This window comes from Nocardioides sp. YIM B13467, from assembly GCF_042788075.1.
In the GTDB taxonomy this organism is placed as follows: domain Bacteria; phylum Actinomycetota; class Actinomycetes; order Propionibacteriales; family Nocardioidaceae; genus Nocardioides.
Window position 1 is genome coordinate 63,769 of the sequence record NZ_JBHZPJ010000011.1, and the last position, 23,948, is coordinate 87,716.

Genomic DNA, 23,948 nt, shown 5'->3' on the forward strand with positions numbered 1-23,948 from the left:
AATCCTGATAATTGCAGAAGCAGGCGCCTCCCGCAAGCGAAGCGATGCTTGAATGACCGCATGACCGACGCACCCCTGCTGCTCTACGTCGTCAAGCAGCTCGAGCTCGCGACCCGAGCCCGCCTCGACGCCGTCCTGAAGGAATCAGGGGTCACGGCCCTGCAGTACACCGCCCTCTCGGTGCTCGAGCGCCGACCCACGATGAGCGCCGCCGACCTGGCCCGCGCCTCGTTCGTACGCGCCCAGTCCGCCGCCGATCTCATCGGCGCCCTCGAGCGCCGCGGTCTCATCGAGCGCCGCACCGACCCCGACAACCGGCGCCGGATGCTGATCAGCCTCACCACCGAGGGCCGCGCCTTCCTCGACGCGTACGACCCGCGCGTCGAAGAGCTCGAGGAGCAGATGCTGGCCGAGCTCGGGCCCGAGGACCGAGAGTCGTTCCGTACGTTCCTCGACACCGCGCGCCGGGCGCTCTCCTAGTCGACCGATCGCATCCCGCCCGAGGCAAAATTAGGTTAGCCTCACCTCATGAGACCCCACCTCGTGATCACCACGGTCGCTGCCCTGGCCCTGGCGCTGTCCGCCTGCTCCTCCGACATCGCCGACGACGACGGGGCAAAACCGGCGTCGGGAGCGTCATCGGTTCCCGACGGTCCGTGGAGCTTCACCGACGGCTCGGGTGAGGTCGTGAAGCTCGACGAAGCACCGACCCGGATCATCGCGCACGCCCCCGCGGCCGCCGCGCTGATCTCCTACGGCATCCGCCCGGTCGGCATCTACGCTGACGAGTCGGTAGAGACCGACCCGAACCTGGACGGCGTCGACCTGACCGACATCGAGGTGCTCGGTGAGGAGTGGGGCTCGATCGATGTCGCCAAGGCGTCCACGCTGAGCCCGGACCTGATCGTCGCCGACTGGTGGCCGGCGGAGAAGGCACACTCGGGGCTGGAGAACGGCACCAAGGCGAAGAGCAAGAAGCTCGCAGAGCTGGCCCCGGTCGTCGGCCCGTCCCAGGGTGGCTCCATCCTCAACCTCGCCGAGGGCTACGAGGATCTGGCCGCGAGCCTCGGCGCCGACGTCGAGAACTCCCAGGGAGCCAAGGACAAGGCGGCCTTCGAGAAGGCGCGCGACGGCTTCATCGCCGAGATGAAGGACAAGGACCTGACCGCGCTGGCAGTCTCCCCCGCCGACGACCTGCTCTACGCCGCCAACCCGGAGTACGCCCCGGAGCTGCTCGACTTCACCGAGTGGGGCCTGCAGGTGGTCACGCCGGACTCGCCGGACCCGGACTTCCCCTACTGGGAGAACCTGAGCTGGGAGAACGCCGACAAGTACCAGCCCGACGTCCTGCTGATCGACAGCCGCACCTTCGTCGACGCCACGAAGACGGCCGAGGGCCAGCCGACCTGGACGTCGATCCGCGCGGCCGAGGCCGGCCAGGTCATCGAGTGGCCGGCTTTCTGGCTGCACACCTACGGCGACTACGCCGAGGCCCTGACCAAGCTGACCGCCGACCTGGCCGACGTCGACGACACCATCGGCGACTGACTCAGGCGGTGACCATCCGGTGATCAGTTCTGTCGCCACCGCGACACCCGCACCGGTACGACGGCGAGCTTCCGGGCTCGCCGTCGGCCTGCTGCTGCTCGTCGCGCTCGTGCCCGTCCTCGCCTTCCTCAGCGTGACCCTCGGGTCACGCGACATCGCGCTGAGCGAGGTTCTCGACGCCTTCCGGCACTTCACTCAGACCTCCTCGGTCGAGGACACCGTGACCGTACGTCTGCGGGTGCCCCGGACCGTGCTCGGACTCCTCGCGGGCGCGGCTCTCGGGCTCGCCGGCACTCTGCTGCAGGGCCTGACCCGCAACGCCATCGCCGACCCGGGGATCATGGGCGTGAATGCCGGGGCGGCCTTCGCCGTGGTCGGCTCGATCACCCTGCTGGGCATCGGCTCGCTCGGGTTCCACGTCGTCGCGGCGTTCGCCGGGGCACTCGCGGCGACCGTGCTCGTCTACTCGGTGGGCTCGCTCGGACGCGACGGCGCGACGCCGGTGAAGATGGCCCTCGCCGGGGCCGCGATCACCGCCGGGCTGACCGCGGTGACGACCGGGCTGCTGCTCACCGATCTCGACGCCCAGCAGCAGTACCGCTTCTGGCAGGTCGGCTCGCTGGCCGGCCGCTACGCCCCGATCGTGACGGGCGTGGCTCCGTTCCTGCTGGTCGGCGTCGTCCTGGCGCTGCTGTGCGGCCGCTGGCTCAACGCGCTGGCCCTGGGCGACGACGCCGCTCGCGGGCTGGGCGTCTCCCTGACGCGCACGCGCATCCTGTCGTTCCTGGTGGTCGGGCTGCTCTGCGGTGCCGCGACCGCGGCGTGCGGTCCCATCGTCTTCGTCGGTCTGGTGGTGCCGCACGTGGCGCGGTTCCTGTGCGGTCCCGACTATCGCTGGGTGCTGCCCTACTCGATGGTGCTGGGTGCGCTGCTGCTGCTCGGCGCGGACATCCTCGGTCGTGTCCTGGGCGGCACCGGGGAGCTCCAGGTCGGCGTGGTCCTCGGCATCATCGGCGCCCCGTTCTTCGTGCTCCTCGTCCGCTACGCCCGGCTGGCGGACCTATGAGCACGACCGTCACCTCTCTGCGGCGCACGCGTCGCCAGCGCCGGATCCGGGCGGGCGTCGTACCTGCGGTCCTGCTCGTCGTCGCTGCCGTCTTGGCCCTGCTCACGCTCTGCTTCGGCTCGGTCCAGCTCAGCCTCGACCAGGTCCTGGCCTCGCTGCTCCACCTGCGCGACCACGCCGCCGTCGACTTCATCGTGCGCGACCTGACCGGGCCGCAGGTCAAGGCGGCCGTGTGCGTCGGGCTGGCCCTCGGCGCCGCGGGCACGATCTTCCAGCAGCTGCTGCGCAACCCGCTGGCCTCGCCCGACTTCGTCGGCATCTCCGCGGGCGCGAGCGTCGCGGCAGTCGCCGGCATCGCGGTGCCCGCCCTCGGCGGGGTGAGCATTCCGCTGCTGGCCTTCGGCGGCGGTCTGGTCACCGCCGCCGTGATGTACGTCCTGGCCTGGCGCGACGGCATCACCGGCTATCGCTTCGTATTGATCGGGATCGGCACCGCGGCGTTCTGCACCGGCGTCACCGGCTATCTCCTCACCCGCACATCGCTCACCGAGGCACGGGCCGCGCTGCACTGGCTGACCGGATCCATCGGCCAGGCCGGCGACGCGGAGAACAACGCGCTGCTGGTCGCCATCATCGTGCTCGTCCCGCTGGTGCCGCTGCTCCAGCGACTGCTCCGCGCCGTCGAGCTGGGCGACGACACCGCCCGCGGTCTGGGCGTACGCATCGAGGCGACCCGGCTCGCCCTGATCGCGACCGGCGTCCTGCTGACCTCGTTGGCCACCGCGGTCGCCGGACCGATCGCGTTCGTCGCCCTCGTGGCCGGACCGATCGCCGACCGGATGCTCGGCAGCGCCCGCGGCGGCATCGTCGCCGCCGGTGCGGTCGGGGCGATCGTGTGCCTGATCGCGGACTACGTCGCCATGAACCTGCTGCCGGTCGAGGTCCCGACCGGTGTCGTCACCGGCGCCGTCGGCGCGCCGTACCTGCTGTGGCTCATCGCCACCACCAACCGGAGAGGGATGGGCGGATGACCCAGCCGGAAACGACCCTGGCGCCGCGGCTCGCGGCGCGCGAGCTGACGCTGGGCTACGACGACCGGGTGGTCGTCGACCGGCTCGATCTGGACGTCCTCGACGGGCGGGTGACCGCGATCGTCGGCGCCAACGCCTGCGGCAAGTCGACGCTGATGCGGGGCCTCGCCCGGCTGCTGCGTCCCTCCGCCGGCGAGGTGCTGCTCGACGGGACCCCGATCCTCGACCGTGGCTCACGCGAGGTCGCCCGGGTCCTCGGGCTGCTCCCCCAGACCCCGGTCGCCCCGGACGGCATCACGGTCGGCGATCTGGTCTCGCGCGGACGCCACCCGCACCAGGGCTGGTTCCGCCACTGGAGCGCGCGCGACGACGAGGCGGTCGCCGAGGCGCTCGCTGCCACCGACACCGGCGAGCTCGTCGACCGCCCGCTGCGCGCGCTGTCCGGAGGCCAGCGCCAGCGGGTCTGGATCGCGATGGCGCTCGCCCAGCAGACCGATCTATTGCTGCTCGACGAGCCGACGACCTACCTCGACATCAGTCATCAGGTCGACCTGCTCCGGCTGCTGCGTACGCTCAACCGGGAGACCGGACGCACCATCGTCACGGTGCTGCACGACCTCAACCTGGCCTGCCGCTACAGCGATCACCTCGTGGTCATGGCCGACGGCCGGATCCTCGCCGAGGGGCCGCCGGCCGAGGTGGTCACAGCTGAGATCGTCGAGAAGGCGTTCGGGCTGCCGTGCGTCGTCGTGCCCGACCCGGTCGCCGGTACGCCGATGGTGGTTCCGGCGGGCGACTGAACCGCCGACCTCGCCGGAGGAGACTCGGTTGAACGTGGCGACGCCGGCCACGATGAGGGCCAGCGCGACGGCGAGGCCGACACCGATGCGCTCACCGAAGATCGGCACAGCGACGACGGCGGTCAGCACCGGGCTCACCGCGCCACCCACGGAGGCCCGGCCGCTACCGAGCGTCTTGACGGAGAAGGCGTAGCAGAGGGTCGACATCAGACCGGTCCCGATGCCCTGGAGCAGGGTGAGGAGCAGCACGTCGTCGAGCACGGCGGTGCCCGCGAGCAGGTGCGACGGCATCGCGCCGAACGAGGTCAGCACGAGCGCGGTCAGGCTCGAGACGGTGCAGACGGTCAGCACCATCTGCAGGAGCGTCAGGCCCGTGCGCTGCAGGCCCGTCGTGAACACCGCCCAGGCGAAGCCGCCGACGAGCAGCAGCCCGACCCCGCCCAGGGACGCACCGCCGCCGACCAGGAACCCGCTCACGGCGACACCTGCGGTGATGAGTCCCAGCGCGACCACCCGCCGCGGCGACAGCGAAGCCCGGCCACGCGCCAGCGCGAGCAGCGTGACGAAGAGCGGCACCGTGCCCGGGACCAGCATCCCGGTGAGCGCGGCACTGGTCAGCTGGGCGCCGAACGCGAACACGAGGAAGTGCGGGAGCCCACCCACGAGCAGCAGCGCGAGGACGTACGGCCGCTCCCGGCGTACTGCCCTGATCGTGCTCGGCAGCAGCGGAGCCAGGAGGACCACCGGCGTCGCGAACCGGAGGAACGCCACATCGGCAACGGTCAGGCTCGACCCACCGATGCCGCGCGTGCTCAGCGCGAACGACGACCACAGCACCACCGTCATCCCCAGCGCCGACCATCCCGCCAGCGCCCGATTCCCACCACTCGGTTGCATCCCCATAGCGCGCCACGATAGGAAAAATGAAGGCGCACATGATTGCCTGATCTGCCACACTCAGGCGACTCGGTGGCAGAATCTGCCAACATGCGTACGATCGACGAGACCGACAAGCACATCCTCTGGGAGCTGCAGCAGAACGGCCGCCTGACCAACCAGGAGCTCGCCGACCGCGTCGGCCTCTCTCCCTCGCCGTGCCTGCGCCGCGTACGAGCCCTGGAGGATGCCGGAGTGATCAGCGGCTACCGCGCCGTCGTCGACCCGCACACCGTCGGCATGAACATCACCGCGTTCGTGCGCATCAAGATGGCCACCCACACGACCGCAGCGGTCGAGACCGTCGAGGAGCACCTTCGCGACATCCCCGAGGTCACCGAGGCGTACGTCCTGGCCGGCGACCACGACTACCTGCTGAAGGTCGTCACCCCGTCGTTCGAGACCTACGAGAGGTTCCTGCGCGACAACCTCCGCACCATGCCGGCGCTCGCCTCGATCGAGACCACCTTCGCCTTCGGCAACACGAAGGAGAGCTCCCCGCTCCCCCTCGGCTGACCCCTCGGCGTCAGAAACCGACTTCTCGGCGGGCTGGGGTGTCGTCGCAGAACCGCTCGAACGCACGGGCGGCGGCGTCGATCTGGGCAGCCATTCCACGCAGACCACCGCGCCCGACGGCTCGCCTGGTCTCACTCTCGAACAGCGCACGGTCGTAGGCGGTAAGCATCCCGACCAGCCGCTGCCGAGCATGTCTCCCCGACCCCAGAGGCTGGACGAAGACCTCGACCAGGTCGTCCATCCAGTCCAGCTCGAACTCGACGAGGTGATCCGGCATCGCCAACCGGACCTCGGTGCGGCCGACGCGGTCCACCTGCGTGTAGGTCGTCGGCGCGAAGCGGGACGCCACCGCCTCGGCGACCGCCTGCGATCGGCGCCTCAGAATGTCATTTCCAGTGCTCGACACCGCGCCTCCTCCCGAACGTGACCAGCGGTCATATGACCACCGGTCACAGACTAGGGGCGCCGCCGCAGCACGGTCAAGGGACCCGAGCGAAGCACGCTACGATGCGAGCGTCCAGCCATGAGAGGGGGCGGGTGGCGCCAGTGCCTACGCCGACCTGGGAGCGCCTCCCGGAGGCCAAACGCGATGCCGTGCGCCGGGCTGCGGAGGAAGAGTTCGGGGTCCGGGGCTACAACGCCGCCAGCCTCAACACCATCTGTCGTGAGGCCGGGATCTCCAAGGGCAGCCTGTTCCAGTACTTCACCGACAAGGCCGACCTTTTTGTTCACCTGATCGCCCGGGCCAGCCACGACATCCGAGCGGCGATGGAGGCCGCCAGCGCCGACTTCCCGTGGATGACCGACTACATCGGCTCGGTGAACATGCTCATGGATGCGTGGATCGACTACTTCTACGACCACCCACGGCACCGGCAGATGCTGGTCTCGGCCAACCTCGAGCACAACCCCAGCGCGCTCGCCGCCGTCCGCGAGGCCGTCTATGTCGACTACCTCGAGGTCATCGGCGGCATGATCGATCTCGGCATCGCCATCGGCGCACTCCGCGAGGACACCGACCGCGATGCCCTCGTCGCCGCCATCATCATGCTGCTTCCGCACATCGCCCTCGGCCCTCACGTACGCGGCTTGGACCCGCTCCTCGGCCTCGCCGGCTCCGACAGCACCCACGCCATGTCCGTCGGCCGCCGGCTGATCCAGGTGCTGATGGGCCAGTACGTCACTCAGTCGGTGCCGAAGGAACCGTGACGCCCGGCTCCACCGGCGAACCGAGTCGCTCCGGCGACGGTGTCGGTGGTGACCGAGACGACGCCGTGGCGGTACTCCGCGGCGAGGGCGTCCTGCTCACTGAGCCCGTCCTGCTCCAGCACGGAGAGCCGGTCGTGGCGCATGCAGGTCTGCGGGAAGGCGGCGAGCTGGCGAGCCAGGTCCTGCGCGGCCGCACGAGCCTGGCCGGGTGGGACGACACGGTTGGCCAATCCCATCCGCAGGGCCTCCTCCGCCCCGACGGGACGGCCGGTGAGGATCAGGTCCATGGCGTTGCTCGCGCCGATCAGCCGAGGCAGCCGGACCGTGCCACCGTCGATCAGCGGTACGCCCCAGCGCCGGCAGAAGACGCCGAAGACCGCGTCCTCCTCCATGACCCGCAGGTCGGCCCAGATCGCCAGCTCCAAGCCTCCGGCGACGGCATGGCCGGCGACGGCGGCGATGACGGGCTTGCCCAGCCGCATCCGGGTCGGACCCATCGGGCCGTGCCCGTCGGGCTCGAACCGGTTGGGGTCGCCACCGGCGACCGCCTTCAGGTCGGCGCCCGCGCAGAAGGTGCCGCCTTCACCGTGCAGCACCGCGACGGCGGCATCGGGATCGGCGTCGAACTCCTCGAAGGCGGCCACCAGGGCCTCCGCCGTCGCCCGGTCGACGGCGTTGCGTACCTCTGGACGGTTGATCCCGATCGTCGTGACCGGGCCGTCCTTGGTGACCTCGACCGTCATGCCGGGAGCGCGCGCTCGAGGATCGCGGTCAGGTCACCGCGCGGGGACAGGGTGCCGAACGCGCCGCCCCAGTCTCGGCCGAGGCGCGAGGAGCAGAACGCGTCGGCGACGGGAGCCGGTGCGTGCCGGAGGAGCTGCGAGCCCTGGAAGACCAGCGCCATCTGCTCGACGATCCGCCGGGCGCGGAACTCGAGGTCGTCGAAGGAGGTGAACTCCTTCTTCAACCGGTCCAGCGCGGCGTCGTAGCGGGCGTCGGCCCCGGCGGCGAGCTCCGCCTCGGCCAGGAACGCGTCCAGGGTGTGCGGTTCCTTCGCCAGCGCTCGCAGGGCGTCGAGCGCCGCCACGTTGCCCGATCCCTCCCAGATCGAGAGGAGCGGCATCTCGCGGTAGATGCGCGCGACGTCGAAGTCCTCGATGTAGCCGTTGCCACCCAGGCACTCCAGGGCCTCGTTGACCATGAACGGCGCCCGCTTGCACACGTAGTACTTCGTGACCGCCAGCGCGATCCGGCGCAGCGCGGCCTCGCCCTCGTCCCCGCGGATCGCCCGGTCGTTGGCACCGGCCAGCCGCAGCATCGCCGTCGTCGCCGCCTCGGACTCGACCTGCAGGTCAGCCAGTACGTTGCGCATCGCCGGCTGCTCGATCAGCGGCTTGCCGAACGCCGAGCGATGCCGGGCGTGGTGCGCCGCCATGGTCAACGCGGTGCGCATGCCTGCCGAGGAGCCGATCACGCAGTCGAGGCGCGTCATGTTGACCATCTCGACGATGGTGCGGACCCCGCGGCCCTCCTGGCCGACGAGCCAGCCGGTCGCGGCGTCGTACTCGATCTCGGAGGAGGCGTTCGACCTGTTGCCGAGCTTGTCCTTGAGCCGCATGAAACGCATCGCGTTGCGCTCACCACCGGGCAGGACGCGCGGAACGAGGAAGCAGGAGACGCCGGCGGGCGTCTGAGCGAGGGTGAGGAACAGGTCGCTCATCGGTGCGCTGGTGAACCACTTGTGCCCGCGCAGGACGTAGGTGCCGTCGGGCTGCTCGGTCGCGGTCGTCGTGTTCGCGCGTACGTCGGAGCCGCCCTGCTTCTCGGTCATCGACATCCCGGCGATCAGACCGCGCTTGGTCTCGGGGTCGCGCAGGCCGAAGTCGTACTCCCGGTTGGTCAGCAGCGGCTCGAACCGTGCGGCCAACTCTGGGTTCGCACGCAGCGCGGGGACGACCGCATAGGTCATCGAGATCGGGCAGCCGTGACCGGCGTCGACGTTCCAGGCGTAGAACTTCGCGGCCCGGGCGACGTGGGCACCGGGCCGGTCGTCGGCCCACGGGGCAGCATGCAGACCGTGCTCCACCGCGACGCCCATCAGCTGGTGGTACGCCGGGACGTACTCGACCTCGTCGACGCGGTGACCATAGCGATCATGGGTGTGCAGACGCGGGGGCACCCGTTCGGCGAGGCGGCCCCAGTCCTGCGCCTCGGCGGTGCCGGCGAGGCGGCCCAGCTCGTCGATCTCCGGGAGCGCCCACGCAGCGCCCTCGCGCTCGAGACCCTCCCGCAGGACCGGGTCGCCGGCCGTGTTGTGGCCCACCAACGGCGGGACCTGGTTGCTGACCACATGGGTGGAGTGGGCCTGGTGCGTGCTGGTCATGATCACGATGTTACATAATTCGTGACAACCGTGTCCATAAGTGTTGCATGAGAGGATGCGAGAGTGGTTACCGCGCGCGATGAACCGACTCCGCTCTCCGCCCGCTCCACCATCCTGAGCCTGATGCTCGGCGCGCACCCGAACCCGCTGACCCCAGCCGACCTCGCCCGCGCCGGCCAGTTCTTCGGCATCGCGCCGGCGACCGTGCGGGTCGCGGCCACCCGCGCCGTCAGCGACGGTGACCTGCGCAGGACGGAGGCCGGCTACCGGCTCGGCGAGCGGCTCGTCCAGCGCCAGGCTCATCAGGACGAGGCGGTGCACACGGCGGACAGACCGTGGGACGGCTCCTGGGAGATGGCCATCGTCGTCACCGCCGGCCGCCCCGGCCCCGAGCGCGCCGTGCTGCGCGATGCGCTCAAGGCGCACCGACTCGCCGAGCTTCGCGAAGGGGTCTGGACCCGGCCGGCCAACCTTCAGCGTCCGCGCTTCTCGGATCCGGTCCTCCAGGCCTTCACGGCGACACCCGAGCAGGATCCGGCCGAGCTCGCCGCCTCGTTGTGGGATCTCGGCGGCTGGGCGCGCGAAGGTGAGCGCCTGCTCGAGCTCCTTTCAGCCACGCCCCAGCCCGCGCTGCGTCTCGCCACGGCCGCCGCGATCGTGCGCCACCTCAGCGAAGACCCGCTCCTCCCCGTCGAGCTCCGCCCTGCGGACTGGCCGGCAGCGGACCTACGAGAGACCTACAGCGCCTACCAGCGTGAGCTGAGCGAGCTCGCCGCGCTGCCTCGCTGAGCGGCTCGGCTCAGGAGGTCAGCGATCCGACCCGGCGCCTGCGGGGGTCACCGGATCATCGACCGGCCCAGGCATCGGACCGCCGCGCAGCGGGAGCCGGGACGCGGCGCGCCGCTCGTTGTCGCGAAGCCGCCCCTCGTAGTGGCTGAAGAACACCTTGGCGACCAGGTCGCGGCGGCTGCGTACGCCTGTCTTCTCGAAGACGTGCTTGAGGTGCTGCTGGACCGTGTGCGGCGAGATGACCAGCGCCTGGGCGATCTCTACCGTCGACAGTCCCTTCAGCACGAGCTGGGTGAGCTCCTTCTCGCGGTCCGTCATCCCGTACGCAGACATCAGGAGTGTCGCGATCCGCGCGGGGTGAGCGGGCTCGACGATGACGGCCACCTGTGGGTCCGGTCGCGTCGCGAGAACGGCGCCGTGCAGCACGATCCAGGTGCCCGATTCGCTGAGGACGCGCGAGGTCGCCACCTCACCCGACTCTCCCGGTGAGTCGACCGAGCGCAACGCCCGCGCCGCGACCGCGGCGACCGCGACCGGCACGGCACCCGGGGCGGGACGAGGGAGATCCGCGAGCCATCGCTCGACCCCTTCGGTCGCCGAGTCGATACCGAGCGACGAGTTCAGCACGACCAAGCCAGGAGCCCCGGTGGAGTCGGGGTCGGAGGCCTCGCCCAGCAGGAGCGCGTTGCGCGCCGCCTCCGCGAGGCTGGGAGCTATCGCCCGCAGGAACTCCTTGTCGGCACCGCAGAACATCGGCCGGCCAGGTTCGCGGTAGAGGGCCAGCGAACCCCAGACGACGCCCGCGCGGGTCCGCAACGAGACGATGATCTCCTGGTCGCCGCCGAGCTCCATGTTCGACTTCCACCGCGACGTCGACGACGGGTCGCCATCGGTGATCTCGTAGAGCGTCGAGACGCCCAGTTCCGACTTCGCGACATCGCTGAGCTTGTGCACCCCGTCGGCGCGGTATTCGTTGTCGAGGAAGTCGGCCGGGAGCACCGGCAGCAGCTCGTCGAAGTGGCTGGTGATCAACAGCGACGCGGGATCCAGCGTGTAGAAGCACGGCGCCCAGTAGTGCGGGATCGCGTCGGCGATCGGCTCGCGGCACTCCCGCCACAGCGCCACCAGATCGAGCCCCTGTCTGCTCAGGCGCTCGATCTTGTCCTGCGACCGCTGACGGGTGCGCCGGTTCACCCGATCGAAACTACTCCCTGCGAAGGGTCAGCTGAATGCCAGATTGCTGGTATATCGCGCGTTCAGAGCGGTGCCTAGCGTCGACAGCATGGACATTCACAAGATCTCACACGACGTGAGCCAGCTGGCCGACTGCGCCATGGTTCCGGGGCTGGGATTCCTGCCCGTGAACGCGTTCGTGCTGCATGCGCAGGAACCGGTCGTCGTCGACACCGGGCTCAGCACTCCCGACAAGCACTTCCTGAACGACCTCGCCATGGTCATCGATCCCGCCGACGTACGGTGGATCTGGATCACCCACCCCGACCGCGACCACACCGGGGGCGTACGGGCGTTGCTCGACGCGGCTCCGAACGCGCGCCTCATCACCACCTTCGGCGGCGTCGGGATCCTCGGCTGCGAGTGGGAGGTCCCGCTCGAACGCGTGTACCTCCTCAACCCGGGTCAGGCGATCGAGGTGGGCGACCGGACCATCCGAGCGTTCCGCCCTCCCCTGTTCGACAGCCCGGTCACGACCGGATTCGTCGACGAGAGCACCGGCGCGATCTTCACCTCCGACTGCTTCGGCTCACCGGTGCCGAGCGCCGAGATGGCCACCTGCGCAGACGTACGCGACGCCGGAGACGTACGTGAGGGGCAGCTGCTCTGGGCGACGATGGACAGTCCGTGGGTCGCCAACGTCGACGAGGCTCGCTACCGCCGGACGATCGAGCCACTTCGATCTCCCGAACCGTCTGCCATCTTCTGCACGCACCTGCCTCCGGTGCTCGCGCACACGGACACCATGTTCGACACCATCAGCCAGGCCCCTGGTGCACCGTCCTTCGCGATGCCCGACCAGCGCGCTCTCGAGGAGCTCCTCGCGACCTTCGCCCCGGGGGTGCCGTCATGAAGCTCGCGATGTTCGGTGGCAGCGGGTTCGTCGGCGCCCCGGCGCTCGCCCTGGCTGCCGAGCGCGGACACGACGTCCGGGCACTGATGAGGTCCTCGAACCGAGACGTACCTGCGGGCGTCGACGTCGTGGTGGGCGACGTGCTCGACCCGGAAGCGGTCGCCCGGACGGTGGCCGGCTGCGAAGCCGTCGTGTCGACCCTCGGCGGGTGGGGCGACAACGATTCGATCGACCTCGGCGCCCGTAACGTGCTCGCCGCCATGCGCGACGAGGGGATCACGCGGATCGTCTTCATGGAGGGCTTCAACATCCCCTTCCCCAAAGACCCACGCAACGCCGGCGCGATCTTCATCGACACGGTCGTACGTCTGCGCAGCCCCAGCCACGTGCGGAGCCAGCGTCGTCTGGGACTCATGCTGCAGGCGTGCGACGACCTCGACTGGACGATGGTGCGAACCCCGATCGTCCGTGCCGGGGACCGGACCGGTCGGACCGAGGTCGGCACCCTCAGGATGGGTCCACGAAGCCATATCACGACCGGCGATCTGGCCGAGGCGCTGCTCGACGCCGTGCAGGATGGCCGGCACCTGCGCGCGGCCCCCATGGTCCGCTCGGTCTGAACCACTTCGGTGCACAGCCATGACTCCGCCGGCTTTCATGGGGCGAGCGGGATTCACGCGTTCCGTATGACGCCGGTCTCCATGTCGATTGGGTAGGTTGCGAGGGTGCCATCTGTCGAGCTGGCACGAATCGCGCTCGGCCGAGATCAGCAACCCTCAACGTCACAGCAAGGAGATCGAGATGGACCTGATGGAAGTCACGGAACGCGCGAGGCTGCGTCGCGAGGACGCCGCGGCTCGCCTGCGTGCCCTGGCCGACGCGCTCGCCAGCAACAACGAGGTCGAGTTCGAAAGAGAAGGACTGCGCTTCAAGGTGCGCGTCCCCGACGAGGTCGACTTCAAGCTGGAGGTCGAGATCGGCGACGACGAGCGCGAGGTCGAGATCGAACTGAAGTGGTGACCGGAGGCTCGGCGCGGACTACTGCAGTGCCGCGGTCAGCCTCATCACGTTGTCCAAGTACGCCGCGCCGCGCGAACGTGTCAGCCAGTCCTCGAGGAGCAGCTCCTTGGAGATCGACCGATAGTTGTCCTCGACCTTGCGCATCTCGGCGACGACCTCGGGTCCGAGAAGCATCAACGAGACCTCGTAGTTCAGCACGAACGAACGCATGTCCATGTTGCTCGATCCCAGAACCGCGACATCGTCGTCGACGCTGAAGAACTTCGAGTGCAGGACCGCGGGCGCCGGATAGAGGTAGATCCGCACCCCCGCGCGCAGCAGCGCCTCGTAGTAGGAGCACTGGGCGTGGTAGACCATGAACTGGTCTCCGGCCTCGCTCACGAACAGCTCGACCTCGACGCCCCGCTGCGCGGCCGTGGTGATGGCGTACAGCAGCGACTCGTCCGGCACGAAGTAGGGACTGGTGATCGACAGCCGGCGTTGTGCCGAGTACAGCAACAGCGTGAACGCGCGCAGGTTGTTCTCCGTCGAGAAGCCCGGCCCACTCGGGATCACCTGCCCCTCGATCTCGCCGGCCGGGGGCGGGACCGTGCCGAGCTCGTCGGTCAGCTTGACCTCCGTCTCGCTGTACCAGTCGGTGCAGAAGAGCAGGTTGAGAGCGCTGACCGCCGGTCCTTCGACGCGGGCCACCAGCTCCGTCCACTCACGACCCAGCTTGTGGTTCGCGGGCTTGTTGTAGCCGGGCTCGATCAGGTTCTGCGAACCGGTGAACGCCACCATCCCGTCGATCACCAGGATCTTGCGGTGGTTTCGCAGGTCCGGGCGGCGCTTGAACGGTGCGACCGGCAGCATCGGGTGCCACTCGATTCCGGATGCATCCAGCCGGGCGGTGAACTCCTTGTACCCCGGGATGCCCTTGGATCCGAGGTGGTCGAAGAGCAGCCGGACCTTCACCCCGCGATCGACGGCCCGCGCCAGCGCCTCGTAGAAGGGGCCGGTCACGTCGTCCCACGCGGTGATGTAGAACTCGACGTGCACCCATGTGGAGGCCTTCTCGATCTCGGCGGTCATCGCCGCGATGGACTCGGCATAGACCGGGAACAGGTCGATCCGGTTGCCGGGCGTCACCGGCTGCGCTCCCAGGTTGCGGCTCAGCGTTGCCACCGAACGAACGTACGCCGGTCCGGGGAAGTCGCTCTCGAGTGTGGGCACGTGCGCCGCTCGCGCCGCCACAAGTGCGTTGACCTCAGCCTGCTGTTCGTTGCGACGGCGCCCGAGCTTGGTTCGCCCCAGGACGAGGAAGATCACCCACCCGAAGAGCGGCAGTACCAGGATCAGGAGCAGCCAGGCCATGCCGCTGGACGGCCGCCGGTTCTTGGGCACCACGCCCAACGCGACGATCTTCAACGCAAGGTCGATCAGGTAGAGGGAGACGGCGATCCATGTGGCCATGCTCGGAAGTCTGGTGGCCGCCAGGCCGCGCGTCCTCACCCAACATGCGTGAAGACCGGCGCTGCGGCACGACCAGGGCGCGTGCTCAGCAGGTTTCCTGGACGTCCGTGATGAGAGTCCGTACGTCGCTGCCAAACGTGGAGAGCGCAGTCGCGGCGGCACTCAGAGTGGCGGCGGAAGCACTCTCCTTGGCCGCGTCGATGCTCGCGGTGAGCGCGTCGTAGCTGGCCTGGACGGTATCGATCTGGCTGGAGAACTCGGCCTTCGCGTCGGACTTGACGTCGGACAGATCCGACCCGACGGCCTCGAGTCCGCGCTCCAGGTCGCTCAACGCGCCCGAGGAGGACACCTCGATGTCCCGCACCTCGTCGACCGAAGCCTGAAGGTCGTCGACGGAGCTGCACACAGCGGGTTGGTCTTCGCCGCACCCGGTCAGCGGTGTGGCCAACGCCAGTGTCAGGACAGCGACGGGGATGAGCTTCATGGTGGCTCCTTCGATGGGTTGCCGCCCGCCGGGGATCTGGGCACGGCCCCGAACGACGTGGGGCCCATCATTCGCGGGAACGGGTCCACTTTCGTCACACAGAAGACGTGAACATCGTCGACCGGAGCCTCGGTCTCCCGGCGAGCGCGCTTCACCAGATCTGCATGATGCGGACTGAACCGTGGTGGGGGTGAATGAGGCGTACGGACGGCGAATCGAAGGGTCGCGGTCAACTCAGAGCGAGCCGGAAGGACGGTCCGGAGTGCACTACGCCGATCGACTCCACCGCTTGGCCATCAACCAGACGGACTGGTCCGAAGACCCCACGTACGCGGCCGACGAAGCGTGGCTCGAACCCATGCTGGATGCCCGAACTCTGGCCCTGGTCCGACTGGCCGCACTGGTTGCGGTCGGGGGCGAGGTCCCCTCCTACGGTGCCGCCGCAGATGCAGCCGTCGACGCCGGCGCGAGCGCTGCTGAGGTCGTCGACGTACTGATCGGTGTCCTCCCCGTCATTGGTACGGCACGCGTGGTCGCAGCCGCTCCCCGGCTGGCGATGGCGCTCGGCTATGACACCGACGCGCTCGAGCAGGAGCATCCGGCCGGGACAGGAGATCCCCATGAAGCACGCCTCCACCACCGCCCCTAGCGAGCTTCGGGCTCGATCGTTCGCCTGGACCTTTCTGCTGGGTGTCGCAGCGCTGACGATCGCGCTGGCCGGGCTGAGATCCATCGCTGACATCGTCGGGCCGGTCCTCATGGCTGTGGTCATCACGATCACGTTGCACCCGATCCGCCTGTGGCTGGAACGAGGCCGGCTTCCCGGGTGGGTGATCTCGTTGCTCATGCTGGCGTCGGCAGTCCTTCTGCTCTCGGTCTTCGCATTGGCCCTGATGGTGTCGGTCGCCCAGCTGGCAGCCCTCGTGCCCACGTACGCCGACCAGATCGCCGAGGGCGTCGCGAACGTGGGGAACACCTTGCGGGACGCGGGGGTCAAGCAGGAGCAGATCGACGCGGTGGTGAACGCGTTCGACCCGGGCCAGATCATCGACGTGGCCATGTCGGTGCTCTCCGGCACCCTCGGCCTGGTCACCGATCTGTTCTTCCTGATCACGGTGCTGCTGTTCATGGCCTTCGACACCGACTCCACGCGCCGCAGCCTGAAGGTCTTGGGTGACCGGTTTCCCGACCCGGTCGCCGCACTGGACAACTTCGCCCACGGCACCCGCAACTACATGGGTGTCTCGGCAAGCTTCGGGCTGGTCGTCGCCGTCATCGACGGGGTCGCCCTGTACCTCCTGGACGTCCCCGGAGCCTTCGTGTGGGCCGTGCTGGCATTCGTCACCAACTTCATCCCGAACATCGGCTTCATCATCGGCGTCATCCCGCCGGCCCTCATCGCCCTGCTCGACGGCGGGCTGGGCCTGATGGTCACCGTCATCGTCGTCTACTGCGTCATCAACTTCGTGATCCAATCCATCATCCAGCCTCGTGTGGTGGGCGACTCTGTCGGTCTCTCGCCAACGTTGACGTTCCTCTCTCTGGTGTTCTGGACCTGGGTGATCGGACCGATCGGCGCACTGCTCGCCGTCCCGTGCACTCTGCTCGCCAAAGCCCTCTTGGTGGAGGCCGACCCGCGCGGCAGGTGGGCCCTACCCCTGATCTCAGGGAAGCCGGACACAGAGCCGGGGCCGGAGCAGTCCGGCCCGGCCGAGCTTCAGCCTGAGGGAACGCCAGAATGAGATCGGCATGGACTCGAACGACGGGACTCCGTCCTCGGAGAGCCAGACAGGCCCAGCCGCCGAGCCGGCCGACGATCCGGCCCGGGCCCGCGCCGAGGCCGCCCTGGGGCGTCTGCCGTTCGGGTTGCAGCGGCGGCTGGGATGGCTGCTCGACAGGCGGCCGGGACGGATCTTCCTGCGGGCGGCCGCGGGACTCCGCCGGATCGAGGTGTTCGACCGGTCGATGACCATCGCGGCCCAGTTCTTCACCTCCGTACTCCCGGTACTCATCCTGATCGCCACCCTGGGCTCGAACAGCGACAGGTTCACCGACGCGATCGAGATGCCGGAGCAGACCCGGCAGGTACTCGAGGGCGCCGTCGACAGCGGTGATGCAGCGTTCGGCATCGTCGGAGCCATCTTCGTGCTCGTCTCGGCGACCAGCCTGTCTCGCGCGCTGACCCGCGCCTTCGCTGCGATCTGGGGACTTCCGCGCCCTCCGACCAGATTGAGGTCAGCCTGGCGGTGGCTGGCCGTCGTCCTGGTATTCGCGCTCTCCCTGGTCGTCGTCCGTGCTGCCGGCGAGCCCCTCGGCTCCCTCCCCCCTCGGGAGCTGTGGCCACGGGTGGTCTCGTTCTCCTGGGACGTCGCGGTCGCAGCGTTCATCCCCTGGGCGCTGCTCGCCGGCGCCGTTCGCGCCAGGATGCTGATGCCGGGCGCGCTGCTGTTCGCTCTCCTGATGATCACAGTTCGCCCCGCCACCCAGGCATGGCTCCCCGTGGCGCTCGAGGCAAGCGCCGACCGGTACGGATCCATCGGCGTCGCCTTCACCTACCTGACCTGGCTCTACGTCGCCTCCTTCTGCTTCCTCTCGACCGCGCTGGTGGGCCAGGTGTTCGCGACCGAACCCGGAATGCTCGGTCGACGCGTCCGGCGGTGATGAGGCCCTCAGCCCCGCTGGGCCACGATCCGCCCGTCGTCGACCGCACGACGCAGCGACGCGTAGTCCCGCTCGTTCTGGTCCGCGTAGGCCTCGGCGAACGTCGAGACCGCCCGATCGAACCGATCACCAGAGCCGAGGTAGCTCGCGATGGCGACCGGGTCACCGGAGCGGGCGTGGGCCCTTGCCAGTGTCCACCCACACATCCGGGCGTACCCGGTCATGGCAGCCGGGTTCATCGCCTCCACGATCGCCGAACCCTTGCCGTCCCACAGCTGCCGGACGAAGAAGTCTCGCTCGACGCCGTCGAACCCGCTCGCCGTCACCCAGCCGAGCATCACGTCGCTCGCGGACTGCATCAGTCGCTGCCCCTCGACGACCCGCTGACCGTGGCTGGTGTACGCGCTCTTGCCGAGGAAGGGCTCCAAGACGGATGCCTGGGCCTCCTTGGCCTGGAGGAACAGCGGATCCTTGTCGTCGTTGCCGACCAGCAGCACGATCCAGGAGCGGGTGCCTACGCTGCCCACCCCGACCACCTTGCGTGCGGCGTCGGTGAAGCGAAACCCCTCGAGCAGGTGCCGGTGGTCCCCCTGCAGGGTCCGGCGGTAGATGTGCAGGATGGCATGGAGCGTGTCTTCGACCTCATGAAACTCCTTGTCGGGCATCAGCTCCTGAATCCTGGCGATCATCGGAGGATCGTTGATCAGGCGCGGGCGTCCATCCACGATCTCCACGAGCTTGGAGAAGGCCTTCAAGCTGTTCATCGACCGGGCCTTGGCCATGTTCTTGCGGAAGCGCTTGACCTGCTTGGCCGTGAACTGCGAGCTCAGCAGGGCGTCCAGCTCCTCTACATCCAAGCGGGCGTACCACACGTCGAGCTTGCGCATCTGTGCCAGATCCTGCATCGCCTGTCGGTAGGACGATGCGGCAGCCATGTTGACGGCCTTGCGCTCGGCATCGTCGAACTCACGGTCACGCCCCGCGACCGCGAAGCTCGCCACCATTCGCTTGACGTCCCACTCGAAGGGGCCAGGCAAGGTCTCGTCGAAGTCGTTGAGGTCGAAGACCAAGCGCCGGTCCGGTGCTGCGAACGACCCGAAGTTCGACAGGTGCGCGTCGCCGCACAGCTGGACCGTCAGGTCCGTACGCGGCGCACTCGCCAGATCTGCCGCCATCAGGTAGGCGGAACCACGGTAGAACGTGAACGGGTCCACCAACATCCTGCCGTAGCGGAGTGGCACGAGCTCTTGCAGCCGACTGCTTCCCTGCTCCTCGAGGAGGTCGACAGGGTCGGCCCGGTCGGGCGCCGGTTGCCACTCGCCGTGCACCGAACGCGGGACCTTCGCTCGCGCCCCTCGGCCTGCCGAAGCCCGCTCCGCCAGGGTGAGGTGGTGGGGCCGACGTGCCTGGGTCTCGATCGAGCTCATCAGTCCATGTGACCTCACGCGCCCGTCTTTGGCATCACGCAGCCTGTGTGACGCGTCGGCGGCTGCGTGATGCCGATGACGCTGACCACGAAGCTGTGCAGGTGAACCGAGTCGACGCGGCCGTACTGGATCATCGCCAGGGCACTCCGCACCAACAGACACGCCGCTGCCCCAGGTCGCGGCGCCCCGGGGCAGTGGCTTGGACGGGACTCGGCGACGACGTCGGACCAGGTCAGAGGGTTGTGGTGAGGACTCCTCCGTCGGCGCGTAGAGCGGCGCCGTTGGTGGCCGAGGAGAGCGGGCTGGCCAGGTAGGCGGCGAGGTGGGCGATCTCGGCGGGCTCGATGAATCGCTCCAGCAGCGAGGTCGTGTTGCCCGCCGCGATGGCGCCCTTCAGTTGGTCGGCGGGCATCCCCTGCGCCTGCGAGATCTGCGCGACGGTCTCGGCGACGCCGTCGGAGTACGTCGGTCCACCCAGGATGGTGTTGACGGTGACACCGGTGCCGCGAGTGAGCTTCGCCAGGCCGTTGCCCAGGGCGAGCATGCCGGCCTTGGTCACGCCGTAGTGGGTCATATCGGCGGGGACGTTCACACCGGACTCGCTGCTGACGAAGATGACCCGGCCCCATCCCCTGTCCAGCATCGCGGGCAGCGCGTGCCGCGACAGACGGACGCCGCTCATCAGGTTGATGTCGAGGTACCGCTGCCAGTCCTCGTCGGAGATCTGCCCGAAGGCGCTCACCTCGAAGACACCGACGTTGTTGACCAGGATGTCGACCTCGCCGAGCGACTCCAGGAGCGCACGCACCTGGCCAGGGTCCGCGAAATCGGCGGGGATCCCGGTGACGTCCGCGGTCGGCACGGCGGCCCGGAGCCGCTCGACGGCTGCGTCGACACGCTCCGCGGACCGCCCGTTGACGACGACGGCCACCCCCTCGTCGGCCAGGGCTCGTGCGATGGCATAGCCGATGCCTTGCGTCGACCCGCTCACGAAGGCCCTCTTCCCGGTCAGCCCCAGGTCCATGATTCCTACCTCTCCATCGCCGCTTCCAGCGTTCAATTGACTTGCTCAGGCAAGTCAAAAGTAGGTCGGATGACTTGCCCAGGCAAGTTAGCGAAGCGGCACGGCCGCACCGTTCTCGCGTACGCTGCGGTCATGCCCGACGCCATCAGAGCCACCACCGCCACCACTCCCCCGGAGCTCACCGGCGAGGACCTCGAGACCTGGGCCGCCCTGGCGACGGTGCTGGAGTGGCTGCCCCCGGCCCTCGACGGCCAACTCCAGAGGGACGCGCAGCTGACCCACTTCGAGTACGGCATCCTGTACGCCCTGGCCAAGGCGCCAGAACACACCCTCCGGATGAGCGTCCTGGCCGGCTACGCGAACAGCACGCTCTCGCGACTCTCGCGAGCAGCGGTGCGGATGGAGTCCAGGGGGTGGTTGCGCCGCACCCCCGACCCCGCCGACGGGCGCTACACACTGGCGATCCTCACCGAACCCGGGCACGAGAAGGTCCGACAGGCGACCCCCGGTCACGTCCAGGTCGTCCACCGGCTCGTCCTCGACCGCCTGACGAAGCCTCAGGCCCGGCAGCTGCGCGAGATCAGCCACCGGATCATGCGGGCCATCCGCGACGAGGACGGCTGGGCCCCGCGGTCACGGCCCGAGAGCTCCGACTGAGCGCTCGACTGCCCGGGCCCGGCATCGGGATCGACCACCTGGGATGCTTGGCGCACAGGCCGGGCGCAGCGCCGACTCAGTAGTACCAGGGGTAGGGCGACCAGTCGGGCTCGCGCTTCTCCAGGAACTGGTCGCGGCCCTCCTGGGCCTCGTCGGTCATGTAGGCCAGACGGGTGGTCTCACCGGCGAACATCTGCTGGCCGACGAGGCCGTCGTCGAGGAGGTTGAAGGCATACTTCAGCATCCGCTGGGCAGTGGGCGACTTCCCGTTGATCTTGCGGCCCCACTCGAGCGCGACGTCCTCGAGCTCGGCGTGCGGGACGGCGCGGTTGACGGTGCCCATGCGTACGCCGTCCTCGGCCGAGTACTCCTCGGCGAGGAAGAAGATCTCGCGGGCGAACTTCTGGCCGACCTGGCGGGCGAGGTAGGCGGAGCCGTAGCCGCCGTCGAAGCTGCCGACGTCGGCGTCGGTCTGCTTGAAACGCCCGTGCTCGGCGCTCGCGAGCGTCAGGTCGCACACCACGTGGAGGGAGTGGCCACCGCCGGCGGTCCAGCCGGGGACGACGCAGATGACGACCTTGGGCATGAAGCGGATCAGTCGCTGGCACTCCAGGATGTGCAGCCGGGCGAGCTTGGCCTTGTCGATCGGGGTGGGCTCCTCCGCGCCGGTCCGGCCGGCGGCGTACGCCCCGCCCTCCTCGTACTGATAGCCCGCCTTGCCGCGGATGCGCTGGTCGCCGCCGGTGCAGAAGGAGTGCTTGCCGTTCTTGACCGAGGGGCCGTTGCCGGTGAGCAGTACGCAGCCGACATCGGCGGAGATCCGGGCGTGCTCCAGCACGCGGAGGAGCTCGTCGACGGTGTGCGGGCGGAAGGCGTTGAGTACGTCGGGGCGGTCGAAGGCGATGCGTACGGTGCCGTGCTCCTTGGCCCGGTGATAGGTCAGGTCGGTCAGATCCTCGAATCCGGGGACTTCGTCCCAGCGGCTCGGGTCGAACGTGTCGGAGACTCCTTCGATGGCGCTCATGAGGGTGAGGCTATCCGGGGTCGGAATAGCCCGCGTCCCCGGCTGTTGTAGTGGGCATGACCGAACTGCAAGGTGAATATGTCCCGAGCACGGCCGACTGGGTGCGCGACCAGGTTGCCGCGTTCGAGGCCTCCAACGGCGCCGAGGCCAACGTCCTCGAGCGCGACGGCAAGCCGATCATCCTGATCACCAACCGCGGCGCCAAGACCGGCGCGATCCGCAAGACCCCGCTGATGCGCGTCGAGCGCGACGGGAAGTATCTCGCGGTGGCGTCGTTGGGCGGGAGCGACAAGAACCCCGCCTGGGTGGCGAACTTCCGGGCGTATCCGGATGTCGCGCTGCAGGACGGCGGCACCAAGAAGGCGTACGTCGCGCGCGAGCTCTCCGGGGCCGAGCGGGACGAGTGGTGGGCCTACGCCGTGAAGACCTGGCCGACGTACGGCGAATACCAGCCCAACACGTCCCGGATCTTCCCGCTCTTCCTGCTGGAGCCGGCCGGCGAATAGCCGACGAATAGCCCGTCAGTTGACCGCTGCGTAACCGGGACAGTGCCACGGCTGTCGGTTCGCGACGCTAGGGTCTGTGAACATGCCGTTCCTGCTGCGCGTCGAGCTGCCCGATATCCCGGGTTCCCTCGGTCGCCTCGCCTCCGCCATCGGTGAAGCCGGTGGCGACATCGAGGCGATCGAGATCGTCGAGAAGAACAAGGTCGACGGAAGAGCTGTCGACGATGTGCTGCTCGAGACCCAACCGGGGACGATGCCGGACTCCATCGTGTCGGCGTGCAACGAGCTCGACGGCGTGCAAGTCGTCTGGATCTCCCGCTACGCCGCCGGTGGCAACCTCTTCCTCGACCTCGAGGCCGTCGAGGACCTCACCGAGAACGCCCGCGAGGCGCTCGACCGGCTCGTGGACGTGCTTCCCCTGACCTTCCGTGCCGACTGGGCAATCCGCGTCCACCGCGTCAAGGGCATCAGCCGAGCCACCGACGGCTCGCCCGAGCACGTCCCCTTCATCGAGCTCGACCGCCCCGAGCGGATCGAGGTCGAGGGTGAGGACGAGAACATGTTCGCCGGCGCCCGCATCGACGGCAACGAGATCGTCATCATCGGCCGCCGCGGCGGTCCCGACTTCCTCGACTCCGAGCTCGCCCGCCTCGGCCACCTCGCCTCCCTCGCCACCTCCATCGCGCGGTCCTGACCCGGCTCAGTGGCCGAGGCGCTGGCGGAGGCCGGAGGCGCGCTGGGCCCGGCGGGTGATCGCGGCGGTGACGGCGTCGGGGGTGCCGACGATGCGTACCCGCTCCTGGGCCCGGGTCACCGCGGTGTAGAAGAGTTCCCGGGTGAGCAGGGGCGAGTCGTCGGGCGGGAGCAGGACGGTGACGGACCTGGCCTGGCTGCCCTGGGACTTGTGCACGGTCATCGCGTGCAGGGTTTCGATGTCACCGAGGCGTGAGGGCGCGTACGTCGCGCCGCCCGCGATGGCGACGCGCAGGTCGCCGCCGGCGTCGGTGTAGGTGACCCCGGTGTCGCCGTTGAAGAGACCGAGACCGTAGTCGTTGGCTGTGACGAGGACCGGCCGGCCCGGATACCACTCATGACCCCAGCCGATGCCGAGCGGCTCACCCGTGGTCTCGGCGAGGCCGCGCTCGATCTGCCGGTTCCAGTGGGCGACGCCCCAGGGTCCGTCGCGGTGGGCGCAGAGGAGGCGGGATTCGTCGAGCATCCGTACGCAGCGCTCCGCGTCGCCCGCGAGCGCGGCCTCGTGAAGAGCCGCGGCGTGAGCGACCAGGCCGCGCTCGACCTCGGCCACCCGGGTCTCGTCGGCAGGGTCGA

The 23,948-nt window shown here is 69.1% G+C and carries 27 protein-coding genes and 1 pseudogene; 17 read left to right on the forward strand and 11 right to left on the reverse strand.

The window, feature by feature from the left end:
• Window positions 1-60: 60 nt before the first annotated feature.
• From ACFX43_RS03250 to ACFX43_RS03270, 5 genes are read left to right on the forward strand one after another with little or no spacing between them, the layout of a single operon-like run.
• Window positions 61-480, forward strand: coding sequence for a MarR family winged helix-turn-helix transcriptional regulator (locus ACFX43_RS03250; protein ID WP_378816954.1), 420 nt, complete (start codon window positions 61-63; stop codon window positions 478-480).
• A 48-nt stretch (window positions 481-528) separates the two neighbouring features.
• Window positions 529-1,548 (forward strand): ABC transporter substrate-binding protein, encoded by a 1,020-nt coding sequence (locus tag ACFX43_RS03255; RefSeq protein WP_378816957.1) that lies wholly within the window; start codon window positions 529-531, stop codon window positions 1,546-1,548.
• A gap of 19 nt (window positions 1,549-1,567) precedes the next feature.
• On the forward strand, window positions 1,568-2,614 hold the full coding sequence (locus ACFX43_RS03260) for a FecCD family ABC transporter permease (protein ID WP_378816960.1): 1,047 nt from the start codon (window positions 1,568-1,570) through the stop codon (window positions 2,612-2,614).
• Window positions 2,611-3,645 carry a FecCD family ABC transporter permease gene (locus ACFX43_RS03265; RefSeq protein ID WP_378816962.1) on the forward strand — a complete coding sequence of 345 codons (1,035 nt, stop codon included), beginning with the start codon at window positions 2,611-2,613 and terminating at the stop codon, window positions 3,643-3,645. The genes ACFX43_RS03260 and ACFX43_RS03265 overlap by 4 nt, the downstream gene beginning before the upstream one ends.
• On the forward strand, window positions 3,642-4,445 hold the full coding sequence (locus ACFX43_RS03270; RefSeq protein WP_378816966.1) for an ABC transporter ATP-binding protein: 804 nt from the start codon (window positions 3,642-3,644) through the stop codon (window positions 4,443-4,445). Before ACFX43_RS03265 ends, ACFX43_RS03270 begins: the two co-directional genes overlap by 4 nt.
• 42 nt (window positions 4,446-4,487) lie before the next feature.
• On the opposite strand, the pseudogene ACFX43_RS03275 reads toward ACFX43_RS03270, so the two are convergent.
• A pseudogene (locus ACFX43_RS03275) lies at window positions 4,488-5,348 on the reverse strand (EamA family transporter); the annotation flags it as partial.
• 84 nt (window positions 5,349-5,432) lie between these two features.
• Here ACFX43_RS03275 and ACFX43_RS03280 point away from each other — a divergent pair.
• Window positions 5,433-5,897, forward strand: a complete 465-nt coding sequence (locus ACFX43_RS03280; protein ID WP_355223971.1) for an Lrp/AsnC family transcriptional regulator — start codon at window positions 5,433-5,435, stop codon at window positions 5,895-5,897.
• Between the two features lie 10 nt (window positions 5,898-5,907).
• Here ACFX43_RS03280 and ACFX43_RS03285 read toward each other — a convergent pair whose 3' ends face one another.
• Entirely contained in the window at window positions 5,908-6,303 is a 396-nt protein-coding gene (locus ACFX43_RS03285) for a hypothetical protein (protein WP_378816970.1), read from the reverse strand.
• Between the two features lie 140 nt (window positions 6,304-6,443).
• Between ACFX43_RS03285 and ACFX43_RS03290 the strand changes: the two genes are divergently transcribed.
• Window positions 6,444-7,106, forward strand: coding sequence for a TetR/AcrR family transcriptional regulator (locus ACFX43_RS03290; RefSeq protein WP_378816972.1), 663 nt, complete (start codon window positions 6,444-6,446; stop codon window positions 7,104-7,106).
• Here the strand turns inward: ACFX43_RS03290 and ACFX43_RS03295 are convergent.
• A complete protein-coding gene (locus ACFX43_RS03295) occupies window positions 7,082-7,849 on the reverse strand; it encodes a crotonase/enoyl-CoA hydratase family protein (protein ID WP_378816975.1) in 768 nt (255 codons plus the stop codon). The two genes, ACFX43_RS03290 and ACFX43_RS03295, sit on opposite strands and share 25 nt — an antisense overlap.
• A complete protein-coding gene (locus ACFX43_RS03300) occupies window positions 7,846-9,489 on the reverse strand; it encodes an acyl-CoA dehydrogenase family protein (protein WP_378816978.1) in 1,644 nt (547 codons plus the stop codon). Before ACFX43_RS03300 ends, ACFX43_RS03295 begins: the two co-directional genes overlap by 4 nt.
• Before the next feature lie 63 nt (window positions 9,490-9,552).
• Between ACFX43_RS03300 and ACFX43_RS03305 the strand changes: the two genes are divergently transcribed.
• Window positions 9,553-10,278: a PaaX domain-containing protein, C- domain protein gene (locus tag ACFX43_RS03305; protein WP_378816981.1), complete on the forward strand. Its 726-nt coding sequence runs from the start codon at window positions 9,553-9,555 to the stop codon at window positions 10,276-10,278.
• Between the two features lie 18 nt (window positions 10,279-10,296).
• On the opposite strand, the gene ACFX43_RS03310 is transcribed toward ACFX43_RS03305, so the two are convergent.
• Complete coding sequence (locus tag ACFX43_RS03310; protein ID WP_378816984.1) at window positions 10,297-11,472, reverse strand: LuxR C-terminal-related transcriptional regulator; 1,176 nt, start codon at window positions 11,470-11,472, stop codon at window positions 10,297-10,299.
• Window positions 11,473-11,560: 88 nt separating this feature from the next.
• Here ACFX43_RS03310 and ACFX43_RS03315 point away from each other — a divergent pair, with 88 nt between their 5' ends.
• The 3 genes from ACFX43_RS03315 (at window position 11,561) to ACFX43_RS03325 (ending at window position 13,384) form a co-directional block, all read left to right on the forward strand.
• The gene (locus ACFX43_RS03315) at window positions 11,561-12,364 is read left to right on the forward strand and encodes an MBL fold metallo-hydrolase (RefSeq protein ID WP_378816986.1); all 804 of its coding nucleotides are present in this window, start codon (window positions 11,561-11,563) and stop codon (window positions 12,362-12,364) included.
• Window positions 12,361-12,984: an NAD(P)-dependent oxidoreductase gene (locus ACFX43_RS03320; protein WP_378816989.1), complete on the forward strand. Its 624-nt coding sequence runs from the start codon at window positions 12,361-12,363 to the stop codon at window positions 12,982-12,984. The genes ACFX43_RS03315 and ACFX43_RS03320 overlap by 4 nt, the downstream gene beginning before the upstream one ends.
• 181 nt (window positions 12,985-13,165) lie before the next feature.
• Window positions 13,166-13,384, forward strand: a complete 219-nt coding sequence (locus ACFX43_RS03325; protein ID WP_091045126.1) for an amphi-Trp domain-containing protein — start codon at window positions 13,166-13,168, stop codon at window positions 13,382-13,384.
• Window positions 13,385-13,402: 18 nt separating this feature from the next.
• Here the strand turns inward: ACFX43_RS03325 and cls are convergent, their stop codons facing one another.
• Together cls and ACFX43_RS03335 are read right to left on the reverse strand one after the other, a co-directional pair.
• On the reverse strand, window positions 13,403-14,836 hold the full coding sequence (gene cls, locus ACFX43_RS03330; RefSeq protein WP_378816992.1) for a cardiolipin synthase: 1,434 nt from the start codon (window positions 14,834-14,836) through the stop codon (window positions 13,403-13,405).
• A gap of 85 nt (window positions 14,837-14,921) precedes the next feature.
• Window positions 14,922-15,320 (reverse strand): hypothetical protein, encoded by a 399-nt coding sequence (locus ACFX43_RS03335; RefSeq protein WP_378816995.1) that lies wholly within the window; start codon window positions 15,318-15,320, stop codon window positions 14,922-14,924.
• Between the two features lie 289 nt (window positions 15,321-15,609).
• Here ACFX43_RS03335 and ACFX43_RS03340 point away from each other — a divergent pair, with 289 nt between their 5' ends.
• From ACFX43_RS03340 to ACFX43_RS03350, 3 genes are read left to right on the forward strand one after another with little or no spacing between them, the layout of a single operon-like run.
• Window positions 15,610-15,969, forward strand: a complete 360-nt coding sequence (locus ACFX43_RS03340) for a carboxymuconolactone decarboxylase family protein (RefSeq protein WP_378816998.1) — start codon at window positions 15,610-15,612, stop codon at window positions 15,967-15,969.
• Entirely contained in the window at window positions 15,941-17,062 is a 1,122-nt protein-coding gene (locus tag ACFX43_RS03345; protein ID WP_378816999.1) for an AI-2E family transporter, read from the forward strand. The genes ACFX43_RS03340 and ACFX43_RS03345 overlap by 29 nt, the downstream gene beginning before the upstream one ends.
• Before the next feature lie 7 nt (window positions 17,063-17,069).
• A complete protein-coding gene (locus ACFX43_RS03350) occupies window positions 17,070-17,981 on the forward strand; it encodes a YihY/virulence factor BrkB family protein (protein ID WP_378817002.1) in 912 nt (303 codons plus the stop codon).
• 8 nt (window positions 17,982-17,989) lie between these two features.
• Here ACFX43_RS03350 and ACFX43_RS03355 read toward each other — a convergent pair whose 3' ends face one another.
• Entirely contained in the window at window positions 17,990-19,408 is a 1,419-nt protein-coding gene (locus ACFX43_RS03355) for a DUF2252 domain-containing protein (RefSeq protein WP_378817004.1), read from the reverse strand.
• A gap of 232 nt (window positions 19,409-19,640) precedes the next feature.
• Window positions 19,641-20,432, reverse strand: coding sequence for an SDR family NAD(P)-dependent oxidoreductase (locus ACFX43_RS03360; RefSeq protein ID WP_378817007.1), 792 nt, complete (start codon window positions 20,430-20,432; stop codon window positions 19,641-19,643).
• Between the two features lie 132 nt (window positions 20,433-20,564).
• On the opposite strand from ACFX43_RS03360, the gene ACFX43_RS03365 reads away from it, so the two are divergent.
• Window positions 20,565-21,089, forward strand: a complete 525-nt coding sequence (locus tag ACFX43_RS03365) for a MarR family winged helix-turn-helix transcriptional regulator (RefSeq protein ID WP_378817009.1) — start codon at window positions 20,565-20,567, stop codon at window positions 21,087-21,089.
• 76 nt (window positions 21,090-21,165) lie between these two features.
• Here the strand turns inward: ACFX43_RS03365 and ACFX43_RS03370 are convergent, their stop codons facing one another.
• Entirely contained in the window at window positions 21,166-22,113 is a 948-nt protein-coding gene (locus ACFX43_RS03370) for a 1,4-dihydroxy-2-naphthoyl-CoA synthase (protein ID WP_378817012.1), read from the reverse strand.
• A gap of 56 nt (window positions 22,114-22,169) precedes the next feature.
• Here ACFX43_RS03370 and ACFX43_RS03375 point away from each other — a divergent pair, with 56 nt between their 5' ends.
• Window positions 22,170-22,619, forward strand: a complete 450-nt coding sequence (locus ACFX43_RS03375; RefSeq protein WP_378817014.1) for a nitroreductase family deazaflavin-dependent oxidoreductase — start codon at window positions 22,170-22,172, stop codon at window positions 22,617-22,619.
• 91 nt (window positions 22,620-22,710) lie between these two features.
• Window positions 22,711-23,313 (forward strand): amino acid-binding protein, encoded by a 603-nt coding sequence (locus ACFX43_RS03380; RefSeq protein ID WP_378817021.1) that lies wholly within the window; start codon window positions 22,711-22,713, stop codon window positions 23,311-23,313.
• Between the two features lie 6 nt (window positions 23,314-23,319).
• On the opposite strand, the gene ACFX43_RS03385 is transcribed toward ACFX43_RS03380, so the two are convergent.
• Window positions 23,320-23,948: ATP-binding domain-containing protein (locus tag ACFX43_RS03385; RefSeq protein WP_378817017.1), on the reverse strand; the 629-nt coding region annotated here is incomplete at its 5' end.

Excerpts from the sequence above, each read along its gene's own strand:
- ACFX43_RS03250 (WP_378816954.1), top strand. The coding sequence starts at position 61 with ATGACCGACGCACCCCTGCTGCTCTACGTCGTCAAGCAGCTCGAGCTC.
- ACFX43_RS03255 (WP_378816957.1), top strand. The coding sequence starts at position 529 with ATGAGACCCCACCTCGTGATCACCACGGTCGCTGCCCTGGCCCTGGCG.
- ACFX43_RS03265 (WP_378816962.1), top strand. The coding sequence starts at position 2,611 with ATGAGCACGACCGTCACCTCTCTGCGGCGCACGCGTCGCCAGCGCCGG.
- ACFX43_RS03270 (WP_378816966.1), top strand. The coding sequence starts at position 3,642 with ATGACCCAGCCGGAAACGACCCTGGCGCCGCGGCTCGCGGCGCGCGAG.
- ACFX43_RS03280 (WP_355223971.1), top strand. The coding sequence starts at position 5,433 with ATGCGTACGATCGACGAGACCGACAAGCACATCCTCTGGGAGCTGCAG.
- ACFX43_RS03295 (WP_378816975.1), bottom strand. The coding sequence starts at position 7,849 with ATGACGGTCGAGGTCACCAAGGACGGCCCGGTCACGACGATCGGGATC.
- ACFX43_RS03300 (WP_378816978.1), bottom strand. The coding sequence starts at position 9,489 with ATGACCAGCACGCACCAGGCCCACTCCACCCATGTGGTCAGCAACCAG.
- ACFX43_RS03315 (WP_378816986.1), top strand. The coding sequence starts at position 11,561 with ATGGACATTCACAAGATCTCACACGACGTGAGCCAGCTGGCCGACTGC.
- ACFX43_RS03320 (WP_378816989.1), top strand. The coding sequence starts at position 12,361 with ATGAAGCTCGCGATGTTCGGTGGCAGCGGGTTCGTCGGCGCCCCGGCG.
- ACFX43_RS03325 (WP_091045126.1), top strand. The coding sequence starts at position 13,166 with ATGGACCTGATGGAAGTCACGGAACGCGCGAGGCTGCGTCGCGAGGAC.
- cls (WP_378816992.1), bottom strand. The coding sequence starts at position 14,836 with ATGGCCACATGGATCGCCGTCTCCCTCTACCTGATCGACCTTGCGTTG.
- ACFX43_RS03335 (WP_378816995.1), bottom strand. The coding sequence starts at position 15,320 with ATGAAGCTCATCCCCGTCGCTGTCCTGACACTGGCGTTGGCCACACCG.
- ACFX43_RS03345 (WP_378816999.1), top strand. The coding sequence starts at position 15,941 with ATGAAGCACGCCTCCACCACCGCCCCTAGCGAGCTTCGGGCTCGATCG.
- ACFX43_RS03350 (WP_378817002.1), top strand. The coding sequence starts at position 17,070 with ATGGACTCGAACGACGGGACTCCGTCCTCGGAGAGCCAGACAGGCCCA.
- ACFX43_RS03355 (WP_378817004.1), bottom strand. The coding sequence starts at position 19,408 with ATGAGCTCGATCGAGACCCAGGCACGTCGGCCCCACCACCTCACCCTG.
- ACFX43_RS03360 (WP_378817007.1), bottom strand. The coding sequence starts at position 20,432 with ATGGACCTGGGGCTGACCGGGAAGAGGGCCTTCGTGAGCGGGTCGACG.
- ACFX43_RS03365 (WP_378817009.1), top strand. The coding sequence starts at position 20,565 with ATGCCCGACGCCATCAGAGCCACCACCGCCACCACTCCCCCGGAGCTC.
- ACFX43_RS03370 (WP_378817012.1), bottom strand. The coding sequence starts at position 22,113 with ATGAGCGCCATCGAAGGAGTCTCCGACACGTTCGACCCGAGCCGCTGG.
- ACFX43_RS03375 (WP_378817014.1), top strand. The coding sequence starts at position 22,170 with ATGACCGAACTGCAAGGTGAATATGTCCCGAGCACGGCCGACTGGGTG.